The organism is Pseudomonas sp. CAM1A (assembly GCF_047501685.1).
Taxonomy (GTDB): Bacteria; Pseudomonadota; Gammaproteobacteria; order Pseudomonadales; family Pseudomonadaceae; genus Aquipseudomonas.
This window is the reverse complement of the sequence record NZ_JBFNXP010000001.1, coordinates 52,667-70,545: the sequence shown is the minus strand read 5'-3', so window position 1 is coordinate 70,545 and position 17,879 is coordinate 52,667. Positions and strand designations below refer to the sequence as shown.

Here is a 17,879-nt window from a genome sequence, read left to right as displayed (position 1 = left end):
AGCCCGCAGCGATGCGGGCTTTTTTGTGCCTGTTGCCTTGTGCCGAACGCTCAGGCCTGGGCCGTGCGTCGCCTGTCCGGCGCTTATACCGTTAGTCGGCTAACATCAACTCCAGTGGCTTATAGCCATCCACCTGCATTGCGTCTTCGGAGGCCGAGACTAGAGTAACAATCGGATCCAATAACAAGTCGCAGTTGGACTTACCAAGAGAAGCAACATGGATGGCGCTTATTCTCAAACACCGGAAAGCAGTTCGGTTCTGTTGGTCGTAGACGACTATCCGGAGAACCTCATCAGCATGCGGGCCTTGCTGTCCCGCCAGGATTGGCAGGTATTGACTGCCAGTTCAGGGATGGAAGCCCTGAGCACCCTGCTCGAGCACGAGGTCGATCTGGTTCTGCTCGACGTGCAGATGCCCGAAATGGACGGTTTCGAGGTTGCCCGCCTGATGCGCGGCAGCCAACGCACGCGTTTGACCCCGATCATTTTCCTGACTGCCAACGAGCAGTCCGACGCCGCCGTGCTCAAGGGCTATGCCAGCGGCGCGGTGGACTACCTGTTCAAACCGTTCGATCCGCAGATTCTCAAGCCCAAGGTCCAGGCCCTGCTGGAGCAGCAGCGCAGCAGGCGCATGCTGCAACGGCTGACTCGTGAACTGGAGTCGGCGCGGGCGTTCAACGCCTCGATCCTGGAAAATGCCGCCGAGGGCATCCTGGTGGTGGACGAAACGGGTTGCATCGGCTTCGCCAACCCGGCCATCTCGCGCCTGCTCGATGCGCCGGTGGAGAAGCTGCAGGGCGCGCACATGCTGGACCTGATCCAGCTCCCCTGCGCCAACCTGTGGCATGAGTCGGACTTCTACCAGGCCTATTTGCGGCGGCAGATCTTCCGGGTGCACGATGCCCAACTGCGCACCCTCGGTGGCCAGCCGGTGCCGGTGGCATTGTCCTGCGCGCCGCTGCCCGCCGAACAGAAGGCCATGGTGGTGACGGTGCTGGACATGTCGGTGGTGCGCAGCCTGCACCAGCAACTGGAGTACCAGGCGGTGACCGACCCGCTGACCGGGCTGCTCAACCGCCGTGGCTTCTACCAGACCGCCGAAAGCGCGTTGTTGCGCAACGAGCGTTCGGACAAGGCCAAGGCCCTGATGTACATGGACCTGGACGGCTTCAAGCGGATCAACGACCTGCTCGGCCATGAGGCCGGCGACAAGGTCCTGCGCTGGGTGGCCGACCAGCTCAAGGAGTGCCTGGGCAGCGAGGCGCTGCTGGCGCGTATGGGCGGCGATGAGTTCACCGCGTTGTTCGATGGCCTGCCGTACCCCGAGCAGGCCGGCCGCTATGCGGAAAAGCTGCTGGAGCGCATGTCGAGCTTCCAGCAGGTGGATGGGCTCGAGGTCAACCTGGGAGTGAGCATCGGCATCGCCACCTACCCCGATTGCGGTGCCAACGTGGAGGGTCTGTTGCGCGCGGCCGATGCGGCGATGTACGCGGCCAAGCAGGCTGGGCGCCAGCAGTACCGCTTCTACGACCAGGAACTCAATGGTCGCGCCCGCTCACGGTTGATGCTCGAGGACAGCGTGCGTACGGCCATCGAGCAAAATGATTTCAGTTTGGTCTACCAGCCTCAGGTGGCGTTCGCCGATGGCCGGCTGCGCGGCTTCGAGGCGCTGTTGCGCTGGCAGCACCCGAGCGTCGGCGACGTGCCGCCCGGGCTGTTCATCCCGTTGCTGGAGGAGGCCCGCCTGATCAACCGCCTGGCCAGCTGGATCTACCGCAAGGGTGCCGCGCAGCGCAATGCCTGGAGCGATCGCTTCGGTTCGCAGCTGGTGCTGGGCATCAGCCTGAGCCGCGCCCAGTTCACCATGCCGGGGTTGGTCGATGAATTGGCTCAGGTGATCGACAAGCATCAACTGCAACCCGCCCAGCTGGAGGTGGAGGTTGCCGAGACCTCGTTGATGTACAACATCGACGCGGCGGTGAAGCAGGTGCATCGCCTGCGCGAGCTGGGCATTCGCGTGGCGCTGGACGACTTCGGCGCAGGCGACTGCTCGTTGCGCATGCTGCGCGACCTGCCTATCGACACGCTCAAGCTCGACCGGCACCTGGTCGCGCGGCTGCCGGACTCGGCGGCGGATATCGCCTTGGTGCGCAGTGTCATCGACCTGTGCGCGGCCTACGACATCACGGTAATCGCCGAGGGTGTCGAGACCCGGGCCCAGGCCGAATGGCTCAAGGGCGCCGGTTGCGCCTACGTGCAGGGGTTCCTGGTGGCGCGGCCGCTCACTGCCGACGCCGCTGGCGATTTTCCAGCGTTTTTCCCATGGACGTCGTGATTGGCTAAACTCGCGTCTTCTCGTTCCGAACGCCTGCCATGACCGCCCTACGTTACCTGCAAGCCTACCCGCCGCACCTGCAGGAGCAGGTGCGCCAGATGATCGCCAGCGATCGTCTGGGCGACTACCTGCGCCAGCGCTATCCCGAACGCCATGACGTGCAGAGCGACAAGGCCCTGTACGGTTTTGCCCAGGAGATCAAGCAGCAGTACCTGCGCAGTGCGCCGCCGCTGGACAAGGTCCTGTTCGACAACCGCCTGGACCTCACCCACCGTGCATTGGGCCTGAACACGGCGGTATCGCGGGTGCAGGGTGGCAAGCTCAAGGCCAAGAAGGAGATCCGCGTCGCCTCGTTGTTCCGCGAGGCAGCGCCGCAGTTCCTGCGCATGATCGTGGTGCATGAGCTGGCGCACCTGAGGGAGCGCGATCACAACAAGGCGTTCTACCAGCTCTGTCAGCACATGGAGCCGGACTACCATCAACTTGAATTCGACCTGCGCGTCTACCTGACCTATCGGGAACTGCCGGGCAACACCTGAGGGACAAGCACCCCATGACCACGGAAGTGAGCAAGACCCGCAGCAGCTTCTACCGCCGCCTTTACGTGGCCTGGCTGATCGACAGCCAGACCGCCACCAGTGTGCCGGCGTTGATGGAGGCCACCGGCATGCCCCGGCGTACCGCCCAGGACACCATCGCCGCCCTGGCCGACCTGGACATCATCTGCGAGTTCGAGCAGCAGGCCGGTGCGCGCAACCATGCCGGGCATTACCGGATTCACGACTGGGGCGCGATCGACAAGCAGTGGATCATCCAGCACCTGCGGCAGATCCGTGACGTGCTGGGCTACCCATGAGCATCGCGGGGCTTGCCCCGCGACAATATTCTCAGCCCTTGCGCATGCCGATATGCGGAATATCGTCCTCGAGGTATTCCTCGCCCACCACCTCGAAGCCATGGCGGTTGTAGTAGCCCTGCAGGTGCGCCTGGGCCGACAGGTATACCGGCGTCCCCGCCCAGCAGTGCGCCGCGCACTCCAGCCCCTTGAGCAGCAGTTGATGCCCCAGCCCACCCCCACGCGCCGAGGGGGCGGTCACCACCCGGCCGATAACCACGTCGCCATTGTGTGATTGCGGGTCGAGCAAACGCAGGTAGGCCACCAGTCGATCCCCGTCCCAGCCCATCAGGTGCAGGGTGTCGCCTTGCAGATCGAGCCCGTCGACTTCCTGGTAGGCGCATCGTTGCTCGACCACGAACACCTCGGTGCGCAGTTGCAGGATGGCGTAGAGTTGTTCCTTGGCGAGGTCGCCATGGTGCTTGCAGATCCACTCGATGGACATGGGGGAGGACTCCTTCGGTTGACCGTCGATCATCGCAAATCCAGGCGGTCACGACGAGGGAGAATGACGCCGTCCAGGATTCGGCCAAAATAGAGGCTAAATGACATTATCGTCCGCTGTCGCCAGGATTTGGCTTGTGTAATCTGCAACCTTTGTTGCTAGTAGAGATCGCCGTCACCAGCGTGGGCCCCCAACTGCGAAAGGATTTGAGCATGCGGCCACTGCTTTGCGTTCTTGGCTTACTGGGACTGTTGTGCGCGGGGCCTGCCCTGGCCCATGGCAAGCTGCGGCTGGTGGCCGACAGCTGGCCGCCCTTCACCGACACCGGCATGCCCGGTGGCGGCCTGGCCACCAGCATCGTCACCACGGCGCTGACCCGTGCCGGCTACGCCACCGAGTTCGAGGAGGTGCCCTGGGCCAGGGCACTGATGGGTGTGGGCGAGGGGCGCTACGATGTGCTGATCAATGCCTGGTACAACCAGGAGCGCACCCTGATCGGCCAGTTCTCCGCGACCTACCTGGTCAACCGTATCCGCCTGCTCAAGCGTGAAGGCGAGGCTTTTGCCTATGCCCGCCAGGCTGACCTGTACCCGTACACCATCGCCGTGGTGCGCGACTACGCCTATTCCCCCGAATTTGACAGCGACGAACGCCTGAACAAGGTGCTGGTGCGCAACTTTTCATCGGCGGTGCGCATGCTGGCGGCCGGGCGGGTGAACCTGGCGGTGGAGGATGAATACGTGGCGCGCTACAACCTGCAGCGCGAGCCGCAGCAGGTGCGTGAAGGCGTGGCCTTTGTCGAGCCGCCGCTGGGCGAGAACAGCCTGCACATCCTGGTGAGCCTCAAGCACCCGGAGCACAAGAAGATCGTGGCGCGGTTCGAAAAGGCCATCGCCACCATGAAGGCCGACGGCAGTTATGCCCGCCTGATGCGCCAGCATGGGTTCTAAGCCCGCTCTTGGCGTGGGAGCGAGCGATCAGGCGGGTTGACCTTCCTTGATCAGATGCCCGGCCAAGGTCCGCAACGGCCCCAACTGTCGGCAGATAAGCGCCAATTGCGTCTGCACCAGGCGCTGATGCTCGTCCAGCTCCTCGGGCATCTGTTCCAGCGCGTTGGCCAGCGCCTCCTCGGCGTCGCTGTGGATCGCCACCGGCAAGCGTGCCGCCAGGCCATTGGCGATCTCGTCCAGGCTGCTGGCCAGGCTCCGCCCGGCACCATCGATCAGCTGCTCGTGGACCTCGGCCGGCAGTGCTGTGTCGCGGTGCGCGCCCAGCCCCGAGAGGTAGCTCAGCAAGGTATGTGACAACACCAGGAAGCGGAAGCCGACGTCGGCCTCCTTACGGAAATGCCCAGGCTCCATGAGCATGTTGGCCAGGGTGGTCGACAGCGCCGCGTCGGCATTGTGCGCATTGCGCCGGGCCAGGCGGTAGGCCAGGTCGTCGCGCTTGCCATGGGCGTACTGCTGCATGATCTGGCGCAGGTATTCACTGGCGCAGGCCAGGGTGTTGGCCAGCACCTTGTTCAGCCGCCGGCCCTGCCAGTCAGGCAGGAACAGGAACACCGCGAGGATGGCGATCAGGCTGCCGACCAGGGTATCGAACAGGCGTGGCAGGAACAAACCGTAGCCATCGCCGATCTGGTTGAAGCAGAACAGCACCATCAGGGTGATCGCCGCCGTGGCCAGGGTATAGCGGGTGGTGCGGTTGACGAAGAACACCACCCCCGCGACCACCGCGAACAGCGACTGGACGATGGGGTTGGGGAACAGGTCGAACAGCGCCCAGCCCACAGTCAGGCCGATGGCGGTGCCGATGATCCGCTGCACCAGTTTGCGCCGCGTCGCGCCATAGTTGGGCTGGCAGACGAACAACGTGGTGAGGATGATCCAGTAGCCCTGGGTCGGGTGGATCAGGTGAACCATGCCATAGCCCACCGACAATGCCAGCGACAGGCGCAGGGCGTGGCGGAACAGCAGCGAGGTGGGCGTCAGCTGGGTGCGCAGGCGTTTCCACACATCCTTGAAGTTGCGCGGCGAACGGTCGAGCAGGCTGCTGTCGCTGGCATCGGCCAGGCTGTCCGGGTTGCTGGCGGCGCTGAGCAGCCGGTCCAGCGTGGCCAGGTTGGCAGCCAGAGCCCGCAGCGAGCGCAACAGGCTGCGCCAGGCCGGGTTGTTCTGGGTGCGCAGGTGCTCAAGCGAGGCGTTGAGGTCTTCCAGGGCCTCGGGGTAGCCGCTGGCCAGCACGAACGGCTGGCGCAGGCGGATCGAACGCGCCAGCTCCTGGCAGGACGAGCCCTGCTTGCGCAGCAGACGCTGGCAGCGGAACATCACGTCGCTGTGGAAGAACGCTTCGGTCAGGCCGTTGTACGGATAGTGCGAAGCGCTGACCCGCTCATGGATGTCCTGGGCCAGGAAGTACAGCTTGAGGTAGCGGCTGACCTTGGAGTTGGGCTGGCTGTTGCCGACCCGGTGCAGGATGATCTCCTTGGCGGCGTTGAGCGCGGCCACTACCTTGCCATTCTGCTTGGCCAGTTCCAGGCGCGTGGCCTCGACATCGAGGGTGCGGACCGGCTCGAACAGGCTGGCCTTGAGCTTGAGGTAGCTGCCCAGCTCGTAGAACAGCCTGGCCAGGCTCTGTTGCACCGGCTGGTTGGCGAACAATGCCTGCCACAGTACCGACAGCAGCCCGTACCACGCCGCTCCCGCCACCAGTAGCAGAGGCTCGTGCCAGAAATCGCTGACTTCGCCGCCGCGCTGGTCGACACCGATCATGGTGTAGACCGAGAGGATCAAGGTGGCCGAGGCGATTGCCCCATAGCGTTCGCCCAGGGCCCCGAGCATGGTCAGGGAGAACGCCGCCAGGGCCAGCGCAACCGCGAAGATCCAGGGGTAGGGGAACAACAGCTCGACCGACAGCGCGGCAATGGCGAAGCAGCCCAGGGTGACCAGCAGGGCACTGAGCCGGCCCTGCCAGCCATCGTCAGTCTCGGCCAGGGCGCTGGCGATGATGCCGAGGAACAGCGGGATAAGCAGGCTCATCTCGTTCTGGTACCAGCACCAGGCCATGCTGCCGGTGAGGGCAATGGTCACGCGGATGGCGTAGCTGAACTTGTCTTGGCCCCACAGGCGACGCAATGAATGGCGGAACGAGCTCGATGACATGATGGCCTGCTGGGCAGTTCGTAAAAGAATCTCTGGGGCCTCATCGCGGGGCTAGCCCGCTCCCACGCCTTCTGACGTGGGAGCGGGCTGGCCCCGCGATGGTTTTCACCCTTCGCAGCGATGGACCAGCAAGAAGCGTTCCGTGCTGCTGAATGGATTCTACTCTACACGAACTGCGCCGCCGCGTTGGCCGAAGCCCAGGCCCACTGGAAGTTAAAACCGCCCAGGTGCCCGCTGACATCCAGCACTTCGCCGATGAAGTACAGCCCGGGGCTTTTCAGCGATTCCATGGTTTTCGAAGACACTTCGCGGGTATCCACACCGCCCAGGGTCACTTCCGCAGTGCGATAGCCTTCGGTGCCGGCCGGTATTACCTGCCAGGCCGCCAATTTATCGGCGACCTGCGCCAGTTCCGCAGGGGTGTATTGCTTCAGCGGCTTGGACTCGAACCACTGCTCGGCCAGCAAGTTGGCCAGTTTACGGGTGAACACCTCGCCCAGCACGGTCTTCAGCTCGCTGTTGGGACGCTCGGCTTGTTGGTCTTGCAGCCATTCCAAGGCGTCGCGATCGGGCAGCAGGTTGATCTCCACCGTGTCGCCGGCCTCCCAGAATGACGAGATCTGCAGGATCGCCGGGCCGCTCAGGCCGCGGTGGGTGAACAGCAGGTTTTCACGGAAGCTCGTGCCATTGCAGCTGGCGATGCAATCCAGCGAGGTGCCCGACAACTCGGTACACAGTGCCTTGAGCTGCGGCTCGGTGATGGTGAACGGCACCAGGCCGGCGCGGGTTGGCAGCAGTTCGTGGCCGAACTGGCGGGCAACCTGGTAGCCGAAACCACTGGCGCCGAGCGTCGGGATCGACAGGCCGCCGGTGGCGATCACCAGCGACTGGCAGGCGAATGGGCCGGCGCTGGTCTGCAGAGTGTAGCCGGCCTCGGTCTTTTCGATCTTGTCGATGCTGGTGTTCATGCGCAACTCGGCGCCGGCCTGGTCGCACTCGGCCAGGAGCATGTCGAGGATGTCGCTGGACTTGTTGTCGCAGAACAGCTGGCCGAGTTTCTTCTCGTGGTACGGCACGCCGTGCTTGCACACCAGCTCGATGAAGTCCCACTGGGTGTAGCGGGCCAGCGCCGACTTGCAGAAATGCGGGTTGTGCGAGAGGAAGTTGGCCGGCTCGGTGTACATGTTGGTGAAGTTGCAGCGCCCGCCGCCGGACATGAGGATCTTCTTGCCCGGTTTATTGGCGTGGTCGAGCAGCAGCACCCGGCGGCCACGGCGGGCGGTGAGCTGGGCGCACATCAGGCCGGCGGCGCCGGCGCCGAGGATGATCACGTCGGTGGAGTGCACGGTTGGAACCTTTGGCAAAGTAGAGGGTGCGTGGGAGCGGGCTTGCCCCGCGATGGCGTCAGCAGGGGCAACATGATTGCCTGGGCTGGCCTCATCGCGGGGCAAGCCCGCTCCCACGAATAATCGGTGAAACGGTTTAAATGATGCGCACTTTCAGGGCGCGACCCTTGATCTTGCCGCTGTTCAGCCGCTGCATGGCCTGCTTGGCCACCGCCCGCTCCACGGCCACGAACGCCACGAAGTCGAAGATGGCGATCTTGCCCACCTGCTTGCCCGGCAACCCGGCATCGCCGGTCAGCGCGCCGAGGATGTCGCCCGGGCGCAGTTTGTCCTTGCGTCCGGCACCGATGCACAGGGTGGTCATCGCCGGCAGCAGCGGCTCGCCGCCTTTGCTCTTGAGGTTGTCCAGCTGTTCCCAGCGCAGCGGCTGCTTCTGCAGGTCTTCGATGGCTTGTGCGCGATGGCCCTCGGCCGGGGCCACCAGGCTGATTGCCGCGCCTTTCTCGCCAGCCCGGCCGGTACGGCCAACGCGGTGCACATGGATCTCGGCGTCACGCGCCAGTTCGACGTTGATGACCAAGTCCAGGCCATCGATGTCCAGGCCGCGGGCGGCGACGTCGGTGGCTACCAGCACCGAGCTGCTGCGGTTGGCGAACATCGTCAGCACCTGGTCGCGGTCGCGTTGCTCCAGGTCGCCGTGCAGGGCCTGGGCGACGATGCCCTTGGCGGTCAGGTGGGCGACCACGTCCTCGCACTGCTGCTTGGTGAAGCAGAACGCCACGCAGGACTGCGGGCGGTAGTGGCCGAGCACGCGGGTCACCGCTTCCAGGCGTTGTTGCGGATCGATTTCGACAAAGCGCTGTTCGATCTGGCTGTCGCTGTGCAGCGCCTCGACCTTGACCTGCTGTGGCTGGCGCATGAAATCCTTGGCCAACTGCTCGATGCCGGCCGGGTAGGTGGCCGAGAACAGCAGGGTCTGGCGGCGCGACGGGGTCTTGCCGATGATGCTGGCGATGGCGTCGAAGAAGCCCATGTCGAGCATGCGGTCGGCTTCGTCCAGTACCAGGGTGTTGAGACCGTCGAGCACCAGGGTGCCTTTGTCCAGGTGCTGCTGAATGCGCCCTGGGGTGCCGACGATGATGTGCGCGCCGTGCTCCAGCGAAGCGATCTGCGGGCCCAGCGAGACGCCGCCGCACAGGGTGAGGATCTTGATGTTGTCCTCGGCGCGGGCCAGGCGGCGCAGTTCCTTGGCCACCTGGTCGGCTAGCTCGCGAGTCGGGCACAGCACCAGCGCCTGGCAACCGAAGTAGCGCGGGTTGATCGGGTTGAGCAGGCCGATGCCGAAGGCGGCGGTCTTGCCGCTGCCGGTCTTGGCCTGGGCGATCAGGTCCTGGCCCTTGAGGATCACCGGCAGGCTCTGGGCCTGGATCGGAGTCATCGAGGCGTAGCCCAGGGCGTCCAGGTTGGCCAGCATGGCGGTGGACAGCGGGAGGGTGGCAAAGGCGGTGGTTTCAACGGTCACGAGGCGGGCCTGCGGTGCGAAGCGAAAAATGTCGCACAGTCTACCAGCCTCGTGGCCATTCGCCCTACGACTCGACGTGATGTTCCGGACGACGAGCGCGCCTTCCGTCCGTCGGCGCCAGTTGCAGGAAGATCGCCGCTGCCAGCATGGCCATCACGCCGATGGTGACGAAGGTCAGCTGGAACGCCCCCAAGGTGCTTTCCACGCCTTCGGCGCTGCCGGCCGCGGTAAAACCACCGAGCAGCGCGCCGGCGCAGGCCACGCCCAGGCTCAGCGACAGTTGCGCGACCACTGACAGCAGGCTGTTGCCGCTGCTGGCGCTGGCGTCGTCGAGGTCGATCAGGGTCACGGTGTTCATCGCCGTGAACTGCATCGAGTTCACCGCGCCCAGCATCGCCAGTTGCGCCAGCAGCAGCGCATACGGCGTCTGTTCGTCGACCAGCCCCAGGCTGGCCAGCAGCAGGCCCAGCAGCAGGGTGTTGCCGGTGAGCACGATGCGGTAGCCGAGGCGCTCGATCAGCGGCCGGGCGACCGACTTGGCGAGCATCGCCGCCGCCGCCAGCGGAATCATGCTCATGCCGGCCTGCGCCGGCGAGTAGCCCAGCGCCACCTGCAGCAGCAACGGCACCAGGAAGGGCAGGGCACCGCTGCCCAGGCGGGCGAACAGGTTGCCGAGGATGCCGATGGCGAAAGTGCGCACGCGGAACAGTGACGGCGAGAACAGTGGCTCCGGGTCGCGCCCGGCACGCAGCCAGTAGGCGGCCAGGCAGGCCATGCCGGCGAACAGCAACAGCATTACCCGCAGGTGCGGCAGGTGCAGTTCGCCCAGGCCTTCCATGGCGATGGTGATCAGCACCATCGCCGCGCCGAACAGCAGGAAGCCCGGCCCGTCGAAGGTGGTGCGCTCGGCGCCGCGCAGGTCGGGGATGAACCGCCACACCGCATAGCAACCCACGGCGCCCACCGGCAGGTTGAGCAGGAAGATCCAGTGCCAGCTGAGGATTTCCACCAGCCAGCCGCCCACGGTCGGGCCGAGCAGCGGGCCGAGCAGGCCGGGGATGGTGATGAAACTCATGATCCGCACCAGTTCGCTGCGCGGGTAGGCGCGCAACACCACCAGCCTGCCGACCGGCAGCATCAGTGCGCCGCCCAGGCCTTGCACCACCCGGGCGAAGATCAGGAAACCGAGGCTGTTGGCCATGGCGCACAACAGCGAGCCGAAGCTGAACAGCAGGATCGCGCTGAAGAAGATGCGCTTGGTGCCGAAACGGTCGGCGATCCAGCCCGAGGCCGGGATCAGCAGGGCCACGGTGAGCATGTAGGCGATGATCACCCCCTGCATGCGCAGCGGGTCTTCGGCCAGCGAGCGGGCCATGGCCGGCAGCGCGGTGTTGAGGATGGTGCCGTCGAGCGATTGCATGAAGAAGGCGATGGCCACCACCCAGGGGATCCAGCGGGCGGTGACGGGGTCCAGCGGGGCACGGTCGGGCATGAGAAACCTCAGGCGAGTGTAGGGCCCATTGTGGGAGTAGGCCCGTGGGAGCGGGCTTGCCCCGCGATGGCGTCATCGCGGGGCAAGCCCGCTCCCACGGGTGTCACAAGGTGAGGGTCAACCCTTTGACCAGTGCCCCCGGCAGATGACTCGACCCGGTGCTGCGCTGCCCGTAGGTGCTGGTCGACAGGATCATCTCGCGCTCCTGGGTCAGGTCTTCCAGCTGGCTGCCCAGCAGGCTGTACAGGCTGTCGTCGAAGCGCATGGTGCTCACCGGGCCCTGGATCTGCCCGTTCTCCACCCAGAAGGTGGCGAAGCGGGTCAGCCCGGTCATGCGCGCCGCCGGCAGGTCCGAGTAGTTCAGGTACCAGAGGTTGCTGATGTAAAGGCCGGTGCCCAGACGCTCGAGAACCTGCTCGCCGGGCAGGTTGCCTGGCGCCAGGCTCAGCGCGCAGGGCGACTCGTAGCTGTCGGCGCCATTGGCTTGTTGGGCGAACTCGGCGGCGCTGCGCGCACTCACCAGTCGCTCCAGCGCCCGCCCTTCACCGATCAGCAGCAGGTCGCGGCGCGGCGAGCCCTCGTCGGAGAACGCCGGGCTCAGCGAGCCGCTGACCTGTTCGCTGAAGCTCACCAGCGGGCTCAACTGCGCGTCGCCGTTGTACAGGCGCTGCAACGGGCTGTTGCCAGTGGCCAGGGCCTGTGCCGAGAAACCTCCCCAGCACAGCATGCCGGCGACTTCGTCCATCGCCGCCGGCGCCAGGTACGCGCGGTAGCTGCCGGGCTTGAGGGTGACGGCCGGGCGCCCCAGGTGCGCCAGTTGTTCGCGAGCCTGACGCAGGCGTGCGGCAAAGGTTTCGCCGCGCCAGGCCTGCCCGGCGTAGTTGGCTTTGACGGCTTGGCCGTTGGCGTGGAACAGGCTCCAGTCGAAATTGAAACTGTTGGCCTGGTGCCAGCCGAAGGCGCCGAACGAGCTGGCGAAGCCGCGGCAGATGGGGCCGGCGGCATAGATGCCGACCAGGTCCAGGTCGCCGGCTTCACGCTCGACCAACGCCAGCACTTCGTCCAGCTCGGGCAGTGGCTGCTCCAGCAGGCTATGGCTGTGCCAGGCGCTGTCGTCGAGGTTCAGGTAGGGATCCACCGCCAGCAGCGGCAGGGTCTGGCGCAGTTGCGCCAGGGCGTCGTGCAGGCGCTGGCGGTCGAGTTCGGCATCGTCGCCCAGGGTGATCTGCTGCTCGGCCTGGCGTCCTTCGCGGACCAGCCGCAACTGCACGCTGGCCTGGCTGACCAGCCCGGCCTGGCGCACCTTGGCATGATTGAAGCGCACGAACTGCGAGTGCTCGGCGCTGTAGCCCAGGGTGAACTGCTCGCCGGGCTGCACGGCGGCGTTCAGGCTATCGAGCAAGCTTTCGAAACGTTGCTGGTAAACGGTGCTCATCAGGCGTCCCCTCCGAATACGTCGATCTGGCGGAACACGCAGGCCGGCGAGGCATGGCCGACCCGCACCACCTGGTTGGGCTCGCCTTTGCCGCAGTTGGGCGTGCCGAGTACCTGGAAGGTGCTGCGGTCACCGACCGCCGAGAGGTTGCGCCAGAAGTCGGCGGAGATGCCGCGATAGTTCGGGTTCTTCACCACGCCCTTGAGTTCGCCGTTCTCGATCAGTTGGCCCCACTCGCAACCGAACTGGAACTTGTTGCGCGCATCATCGATGGACCAGGAGCGGTTGGTGCGCATCAGGATGCCGTGCTCGATGCCGGCGATCAGTTGCGCAAGCGTCTGGTCGCCCGGCTCGATGTTGAGGTTGGCCATGCGGTCGATCGGCGCGCGGTTCCAGCCGCAGGCGCGGCTGTTGGCCACGCCGTCCAGGCCCGAGCGCAGTTGCGACAGGGCGCCACCCAGGGGGCGCACCAGCAGGCCATCGCGGATCAGGAACTGCTTGCTGGCCGGGGTGCCGTCGTCATCGAAGCTATAGCTGGCCAGCTCCTCGTGGATTGTCGGGTCGAAGGTCACGTTGAGCAGTTTCGAGCCGTACTGCAGGTGGCCGAAGTCGCTGGCTTTGACGAAGCTGGTGCCGGCGTAGTTGCGCTCATCGCCGAGGATGCGGTCCAGCTCCAGCGGGTGGCCGATGGATTCGTGGATCTGCAGCATCATCTGGTCGGGCATCAGCAGCAGGTCGCGCTTACCTCCCGGGGTGTTCGGTGCCAGCAGCAGTTGCAAGGCCTCGTCAGCCACGCGTCGGGCCGCGCCGACCAGGCCGCAGCGCTCGACCACTTCAAAGCCGCCTTGCTGGCCGAAGTTCTCCCGGCCCAGGCTGCGGCTCTGGCTGTCCTGGCCGTCGCTGGCGGTGACGCCCAGGCCCGGGTAGACGAAGCGCTGGGCGTGGCGCAGTTCGGCGCCGGCGGAGTTCAGGTAGGTCTGCTCGACCACGCTGAAGCCCAGGCTCGCCTGCCAGTCCACCAGGCGCTCGTCCCTGGGTACGCTGGCGGACTCGGCGGCTAGCAGCTCCAGGCAGTCGGCGAGGTTGGGCAAGGGCTGATCGAAGTTGGGCGAGACATGGTCGTGGCGCCCGTCCGGGGCCGGTTGGCTGCTCAGGTCGAGCAGGCTGCTGGCCTTGATCCGTCGGGCCAGCGCCTCGGCTTGCTCCAGGGCACGTTGCAGCCCAGCCTGGGACAGGTCGGCGGTGGCCGCGTAGGCCTCGACGCCATCCACCCGCACGGTGAGCATGGCGCCTTCGTCCTGGCTGAAGAAGGGTGGCTCGGCGACGTTGCGCCGAACCGACAGTGACTGGTGCGATTGCTTCACATGGCGAAGCGAGAACAGTTCGGCCGTGCTGCGCAGCGCGGCAAAGCGCTGGCGCAGCAGGGTGCTGGAGTCGAACATCGGAAACCTCCGTGTGTGCGGTGGTTCCCCCTAGAACCACCCCTCTTGCATCGCGAGGCAGGTGTCGTCGCGGGCCTCGAGCAAAGCGAGGTCATTATGGCAGCCCGGCACTTCCCAGGTGAGGAAATAACGCGCGGCCTGGAGTTTGCCCAGGTAGAAGTCGCGATCGCTGCCCTTGAGCAGGCCGACCTCGGCATGAATGGCCTGCTCCAGCCAGCGCCAGCCGATCACGCAGTGGCCGAACACCTTGAGGTACAGCGCCGAGTTGGCCAGCGCGCCAGCGACCTTGCCGGCGGCCAGGTCGCCGAGCAGGGCGAGGGTCACGCTCTGCAGGCGGTTGACCAGGTGCTCCAGGGGCTGGCGCAACGGATCGAGGTTCGGGTGATGGCTGGCGCGCTCGCAGGTGCCGGCGATCAGGCGGATCAGTTGCTTGAGACCTGCACCGTTGTTTTGCGCCAGCTTGCGCCCGATCAGGTCGAGGGACTGGATGCCTTCGGTACCTTCGTGGATCGGGTTGAGGCGGTTATCGCGGTAGTACTGTTCGACCGGGTACTCGCGGGTGTAGCCGTGGCCGCCGAGGATCTGGATTGCCAGTTCGTTGGCTTTCAGGCAGAACGCCGAGGGCCAGGACTTGACGATGGGCGTAAGCAGATCGAGCAGCTCCAGGGCTTGCCGGCGAGCCTCTGCATCCGCGGCGGTGTGGGTGTCATCGAACAGCCGGGCTGCGTACAAGCCAAGGTCGAAAGCACCCTCCACGTAGGCCTTCTGTGCCAGCAGCATGCGCTTTACGTCGCTGTGCTCGATGATAGGCACGGCAGGGCTGTGCGGGTCCTTGTTGTCCGGCAATCGGCCTTGTGGGCGCTGACGGGCGTACTCCAGTGAATACAGGTAACCGGCGTAGCCGAGCATCACCGCGCCCATGCCGACGCCGATGCGCGCCTCGTTCATCATCTGGAACATGCAGGCCAGGCCCTGGTGCGGCTGGCCGACCAGGTAGCCGACGCACTGGCCGTTGTCGCCGAAATTGAGCGCGGTAGAAGTGGTGCCGCGCCAGCCCATCTTGTGGAACAGGCCGGCCAGCAGCACATCGTTGCGCGGGCCCAGGCTGCCGTCGGCGTTGACCAGGTACTTGGGCACGATGAACAGCGAGATGCCCTTCACCCCGGCTGGCGCGTCCGGCAGCTTGGCCAGGACCATGTGCACGATGTTCTCGGACAACTCGTGGTCGCCGCCGGAGATGAAGATCTTGTTGCCCTTGAGCCGGTAGGTGCCGTCGCCTGCGGGTTCGGCGCGGGTGCGGATATCGGCCAGCGACGAGCCGGCATGGGGCTCGGTCAGGGCCATGGTGCCGAAGTAGCGGCCCTCGATCATCGGTTGCAGGAACAGGCGCTTCTGCTCCTCAGTGCCGAAACTCTCGATCAGGTTGGCCGCGCCCATGGTCAGGAACGGGTAGGCCGTGGTGCCGGCGTTGGCCGCCTGGAAGTGGGCAAAGCAGGCTTGCGATACCAGGCTTGGCAACTGCATGCCGCCGACCTCGAAGTCGCGGTTGGCGTTGAGGAAGCCGGCTTCGAGAAAGGCGTCGACCGCAGGTTTTACCTCCGGGATCAGCTCGGCACGGCCGTCCACGTAGCGCGGCTCATTTTCATCGCCTTTGCGGTTGTGCGGGGCGAAGTACTTTTCGGCAATGGTGCGGGCGGTGGTCAGCGCCGCGTCGAAGGTCTCGCGGCTGTGCTCGGCAAAGCGTGGGCGCTGGGTCAGGGCCTCGGCGTCGAGGACTTCGTAGAGTTCGAAGGCGAGGTTGCGGCTGCTGAGGAGTTGCTCGGACATGGCGGCATTCCTGGTTCGGGATGCAGCGAGTCTAGGCGGGGTGGTAGGGCAGGGGACAGGTTAATTGGTGTGGGTGATATGGGGGCAGAAGTAGCCTTCGCCCAGTTCACCTTGGGTTGCGCCGGGCGCTATGGACCTGGGTGTTACTCGTCGCAAAGCCTTGTCACGCAATTGCGCTTATATCGATATCGATATAGTTTTATCTTTGCCGCTGATGGAGAGCTTACGCCTCCGATAAGGACAAGCCAGGCGAGTGCATTGGCGGGAGCGTGCAGGATGCATGATGGGCAAAAGCCAATCGAATGGTTGGGTAGCAGCAGGCAGGACCTGCGGGACTTTCCGATTGTGGCAAGGCAGCGGGCCGGGTATCAGCTGGAGCTGATCCAGGACGGTGAAGACCCCTTCGACTGGAAGCCAATGGAAAGCGTTGGTCCGGGGGCGCGAGAAATCCGCATCAAGTGTCGGGACGGAGCATTTCGAGTGTTTTACGTTGTGAGTCGACCAGAAGCGGTTTACGTCCTGCACGCGTTTCGCAAGACGACCGAGAGGACGGAAAAGCGTGATATCGATCTGGCGAGAGCGCGATACAAATTGTTGGGTGTCTGTTGAGCCAGAGCCGGCAGTACTGTTTGAACAAGATGGATGCACAGAGGGATTTGCGATGACAAACGAACGCTCCACTTCGGTATGGGATGCGCTGTTCGACTCACCCGAAGAGGCCGAGAACCTGCGGCTTCGGGCGAAGCTGATGCGGGTGTTGACCAAGATGGTCCGATCCTGGGATCTGCCGCAGAAAGATGCAGCACGGCGACTGCATCTGACTCAGCCACGCTTGAGTGACTTGCTCAATGGCAAGATAGACAAGTTCTCGCTGGATGCACTGGTGAACATTCTGGCGAACGCCGATCTGGAAGTTGATTTTACGGTAAAAAAGAAATCGGCCTGATGGCCGCTTAGCCTCAAATTGATCGCAGTTTTCCAGTCGATCCTATGGCTCTAATGGCCGAGCCGAAGTGCGTTTCCTACGCAGATTCCAAGACTTTCCCTATTCCATGTAGTCCAATTCCCAAACATACTCCCAAGCCCTTTCAAGCCATTGCGGTGCTCTGGGTTGGTCTCTAGTCTCGGACGGTCGCTGCAAAATCAGCGACCGGCTTTGACAGGCCGCTCTGAACAAAACCGCATGGCGCTGTTTTATGGCGGCTGTGCGTGGGGCACCTCGTGTGCGCCGGTTTCTGGTCTTGTTCACCGGTCTGTCAACCCATGTACAGCTGCCACCTTCTTGTTTGACAGCAACCGGTGGTGGTCCTTATCCACGAACAGGACCTTGACCATGCTTAAGATCGTTCCAGATCCACCCCACAACCCTCATTCCCTCGAAGACACCCTCATCCAGGCCACCGAGTACGCCCTGTGCGCCTTGACCGTGGCCCATCACGCCGTGCAGCTCAAACCCAGGTCGCCCGCTGCCGTGTTGATGATGGCGTCGATGCATGAGATGGAGTCGCTGCGTGTGTTGCTCGAAGCGGCGTTGATCCAAGTGCAGATGCCGGCGCAGGCGCCGACGCTGCATTAAGCCTGATCGCGGGGCAAGCCCGCTCCCACGCAGCAAGTACTGCGAAGTCCTGGCGTGGGAGCGGCGGTTCGCCGCTGCGACTTGCCCCGCGATAGCGTCTGCACAGGCACCGACCATTTCAGGGAGAAAAATCATGACTACATTCGACACCCACACCACCGTCGGCAAAACCAAGTTCTACCAGGGCGAAGGCATGACCGACCCGCTGTTCTGCATCGAACCCGGAATCCCCTGCCAGCACGCCCGCGACCAGGCCTCGGAACTGATGGGCTGCGTACGCGACCTGACCATCACCGGGATCATGGAGGAAAAGCCCCAGTTGCTCTGGGCTTCGTATTACCTGAGCGCCCTGGCCAAGGCACTGATGGATGATGCCGAGCTCGGCATGAAGCGCTGAGATCTG

At 64.7% G+C, this 17,879-nt stretch carries 16 protein-coding genes; 8 read left to right on the top strand and 8 right to left on the bottom strand.

Annotated features, from left to right (window positions below; genetic code table 11):
• Positions 1–217 precede the first annotated feature (217 nt).
• From ABZO33_RS00300 to ABZO33_RS00290, 3 genes are read left to right on the top strand one after another with little or no spacing between them, the layout of a single operon-like run.
• Positions 218–2,335 carry a putative bifunctional diguanylate cyclase/phosphodiesterase gene (locus ABZO33_RS00300; RefSeq protein ID WP_414534416.1) on the top strand — a complete coding sequence of 706 codons (2,118 nt, stop codon included), beginning with the start codon at positions 218–220 and terminating at the stop codon, positions 2,333–2,335.
• Positions 2,336–2,373: 38 nt separating this feature from the next.
• Complete coding sequence (locus tag ABZO33_RS00295) at positions 2,374–2,874, top strand: M48 family metallopeptidase (protein ID WP_414534415.1); 501 nt, start codon at positions 2,374–2,376, stop codon at positions 2,872–2,874.
• Positions 2,875–2,888: 14 nt separating this feature from the next.
• Positions 2,889–3,191, top strand: coding sequence for a winged helix-turn-helix domain-containing protein (locus ABZO33_RS00290; RefSeq protein WP_023631707.1), 303 nt, complete (start codon positions 2,889–2,891; stop codon positions 3,189–3,191).
• Positions 3,192–3,222: 31 nt separating this feature from the next.
• Here the strand turns inward: ABZO33_RS00290 and ABZO33_RS00285 are convergent, their stop codons facing one another.
• Complete coding sequence (locus ABZO33_RS00285; RefSeq protein WP_414534414.1) at positions 3,223–3,675, bottom strand: GNAT family N-acetyltransferase; 453 nt, start codon at positions 3,673–3,675, stop codon at positions 3,223–3,225.
• A 212-nt stretch (positions 3,676–3,887) separates the two neighbouring features.
• Here ABZO33_RS00285 and ABZO33_RS00280 point away from each other — a divergent pair, with 212 nt between their 5' ends.
• A complete protein-coding gene (locus tag ABZO33_RS00280) occupies positions 3,888–4,625 on the top strand; it encodes a substrate-binding periplasmic protein (RefSeq protein ID WP_414534413.1) in 738 nt (245 codons plus the stop codon).
• A gap of 27 nt (positions 4,626–4,652) precedes the next feature.
• Here ABZO33_RS00280 and yccS read toward each other — a convergent pair whose 3' ends face one another.
• The 7 genes from yccS to ABZO33_RS00245 all read right to left on the bottom strand — a co-directional run bounded on the left by yccS (position 4,653) and on the right by ABZO33_RS00245 (position 15,900).
• Positions 4,653–6,836: a YccS family putative transporter gene (gene yccS, locus ABZO33_RS00275; protein ID WP_046853952.1), complete on the bottom strand. Its 2,184-nt coding sequence runs from the start codon at positions 6,834–6,836 to the stop codon at positions 4,653–4,655.
• Between the two features lie 164 nt (positions 6,837–7,000).
• The gene (locus tag ABZO33_RS00270; protein ID WP_414534412.1) at positions 7,001–8,182 is read right to left on the bottom strand and encodes an NAD(P)/FAD-dependent oxidoreductase; all 1,182 of its coding nucleotides are present in this window, start codon (positions 8,180–8,182) and stop codon (positions 7,001–7,003) included.
• A gap of 136 nt (positions 8,183–8,318) precedes the next feature.
• Entirely contained in the window at positions 8,319–9,656 is a 1,338-nt protein-coding gene (gene dbpA / locus ABZO33_RS00265; RefSeq protein ID WP_414534874.1) for an ATP-dependent RNA helicase DbpA, read from the bottom strand.
• A 112-nt stretch (positions 9,657–9,768) separates the two neighbouring features.
• The gene (gene mdtD / locus ABZO33_RS00260; protein ID WP_414534411.1) at positions 9,769–11,196 is read right to left on the bottom strand and encodes a multidrug transporter subunit MdtD; all 1,428 of its coding nucleotides are present in this window, start codon (positions 11,194–11,196) and stop codon (positions 9,769–9,771) included.
• A 103-nt stretch (positions 11,197–11,299) separates the two neighbouring features.
• Positions 11,300–12,631 (bottom strand): TldD/PmbA family protein, encoded by a 1,332-nt coding sequence (locus ABZO33_RS00255; protein ID WP_414534410.1) that lies wholly within the window; start codon positions 12,629–12,631, stop codon positions 11,300–11,302.
• The gene (locus tag ABZO33_RS00250) at positions 12,631–14,073 is read right to left on the bottom strand and encodes a TldD/PmbA family protein (protein ID WP_414534409.1); all 1,443 of its coding nucleotides are present in this window, start codon (positions 14,071–14,073) and stop codon (positions 12,631–12,633) included. The genes ABZO33_RS00255 and ABZO33_RS00250 overlap by 1 nt, the downstream gene beginning before the upstream one ends.
• Positions 14,074–14,103: 30 nt before the next feature.
• On the bottom strand, positions 14,104–15,900 hold the full coding sequence (locus ABZO33_RS00245; RefSeq protein WP_414534408.1) for an acyl-CoA dehydrogenase: 1,797 nt from the start codon (positions 15,898–15,900) through the stop codon (positions 14,104–14,106).
• 276 nt (positions 15,901–16,176) lie between these two features.
• Here ABZO33_RS00245 and ABZO33_RS00240 point away from each other — a divergent pair, with 276 nt between their 5' ends.
• The 4 genes from ABZO33_RS00240 (at position 16,177) to ABZO33_RS00225 (ending at position 17,873) form a co-directional block, all read left to right on the top strand.
• Positions 16,177–16,509: a type II toxin-antitoxin system RelE/ParE family toxin gene (locus ABZO33_RS00240; protein WP_414534407.1), complete on the top strand. Its 333-nt coding sequence runs from the start codon at positions 16,177–16,179 to the stop codon at positions 16,507–16,509.
• Positions 16,510–16,561: 52 nt separating this feature from the next.
• The gene (locus tag ABZO33_RS00235) at positions 16,562–16,846 is read left to right on the top strand and encodes a helix-turn-helix domain-containing protein (protein ID WP_134690357.1); all 285 of its coding nucleotides are present in this window, start codon (positions 16,562–16,564) and stop codon (positions 16,844–16,846) included.
• 387 nt (positions 16,847–17,233) lie between these two features.
• On the top strand, positions 17,234–17,476 hold the full coding sequence (locus ABZO33_RS00230) for a hypothetical protein (RefSeq protein ID WP_046854291.1): 243 nt from the start codon (positions 17,234–17,236) through the stop codon (positions 17,474–17,476).
• A gap of 133 nt (positions 17,477–17,609) precedes the next feature.
• A complete protein-coding gene (locus ABZO33_RS00225) occupies positions 17,610–17,873 on the top strand; it encodes a DUF3077 domain-containing protein (RefSeq protein WP_414534406.1) in 264 nt (87 codons plus the stop codon).
• Positions 17,874–17,879: the final 6 nt, after the last annotated feature.

Bases quoted from the DNA above. Each gene is read 5' to 3' on its own strand.
- ABZO33_RS00300 (WP_414534416.1), top strand. From the start codon at position 218: ATGGATGGCGCTTATTCTCAAACACCGGAAAGCAGTTCGGTTCTGTTG.
- ABZO33_RS00295 (WP_414534415.1), top strand. From the start codon at position 2,374: ATGACCGCCCTACGTTACCTGCAAGCCTACCCGCCGCACCTGCAGGAG.
- ABZO33_RS00290 (WP_023631707.1), top strand. From the start codon at position 2,889: ATGACCACGGAAGTGAGCAAGACCCGCAGCAGCTTCTACCGCCGCCTT.
- ABZO33_RS00285 (WP_414534414.1), bottom strand. From the start codon at position 3,675: ATGTCCATCGAGTGGATCTGCAAGCACCATGGCGACCTCGCCAAGGAA.
- ABZO33_RS00280 (WP_414534413.1), top strand. From the start codon at position 3,888: ATGCGGCCACTGCTTTGCGTTCTTGGCTTACTGGGACTGTTGTGCGCG.
- yccS (WP_046853952.1), bottom strand. From the start codon at position 6,836: ATGTCATCGAGCTCGTTCCGCCATTCATTGCGTCGCCTGTGGGGCCAA.
- dbpA (WP_414534874.1), bottom strand. From the start codon at position 9,656: ATGCTGGCCAACCTGGACGCCCTGGGCTACGCCTCGATGACTCCGATC.
- mdtD (WP_414534411.1), bottom strand. From the start codon at position 11,196: ATGCCCGACCGTGCCCCGCTGGACCCCGTCACCGCCCGCTGGATCCCC.
- ABZO33_RS00255 (WP_414534410.1), bottom strand. From the start codon at position 12,631: ATGAGCACCGTTTACCAGCAACGTTTCGAAAGCTTGCTCGATAGCCTG.
- ABZO33_RS00250 (WP_414534409.1), bottom strand. From the start codon at position 14,073: ATGTTCGACTCCAGCACCCTGCTGCGCCAGCGCTTTGCCGCGCTGCGC.
- ABZO33_RS00245 (WP_414534408.1), bottom strand. From the start codon at position 15,900: ATGTCCGAGCAACTCCTCAGCAGCCGCAACCTCGCCTTCGAACTCTAC.
- ABZO33_RS00240 (WP_414534407.1), top strand. From the start codon at position 16,177: ATGCATGATGGGCAAAAGCCAATCGAATGGTTGGGTAGCAGCAGGCAG.
- ABZO33_RS00235 (WP_134690357.1), top strand. From the start codon at position 16,562: ATGACAAACGAACGCTCCACTTCGGTATGGGATGCGCTGTTCGACTCA.
- ABZO33_RS00230 (WP_046854291.1), top strand. From the start codon at position 17,234: ATGCTTAAGATCGTTCCAGATCCACCCCACAACCCTCATTCCCTCGAA.
- ABZO33_RS00225 (WP_414534406.1), top strand. From the start codon at position 17,610: ATGACTACATTCGACACCCACACCACCGTCGGCAAAACCAAGTTCTAC.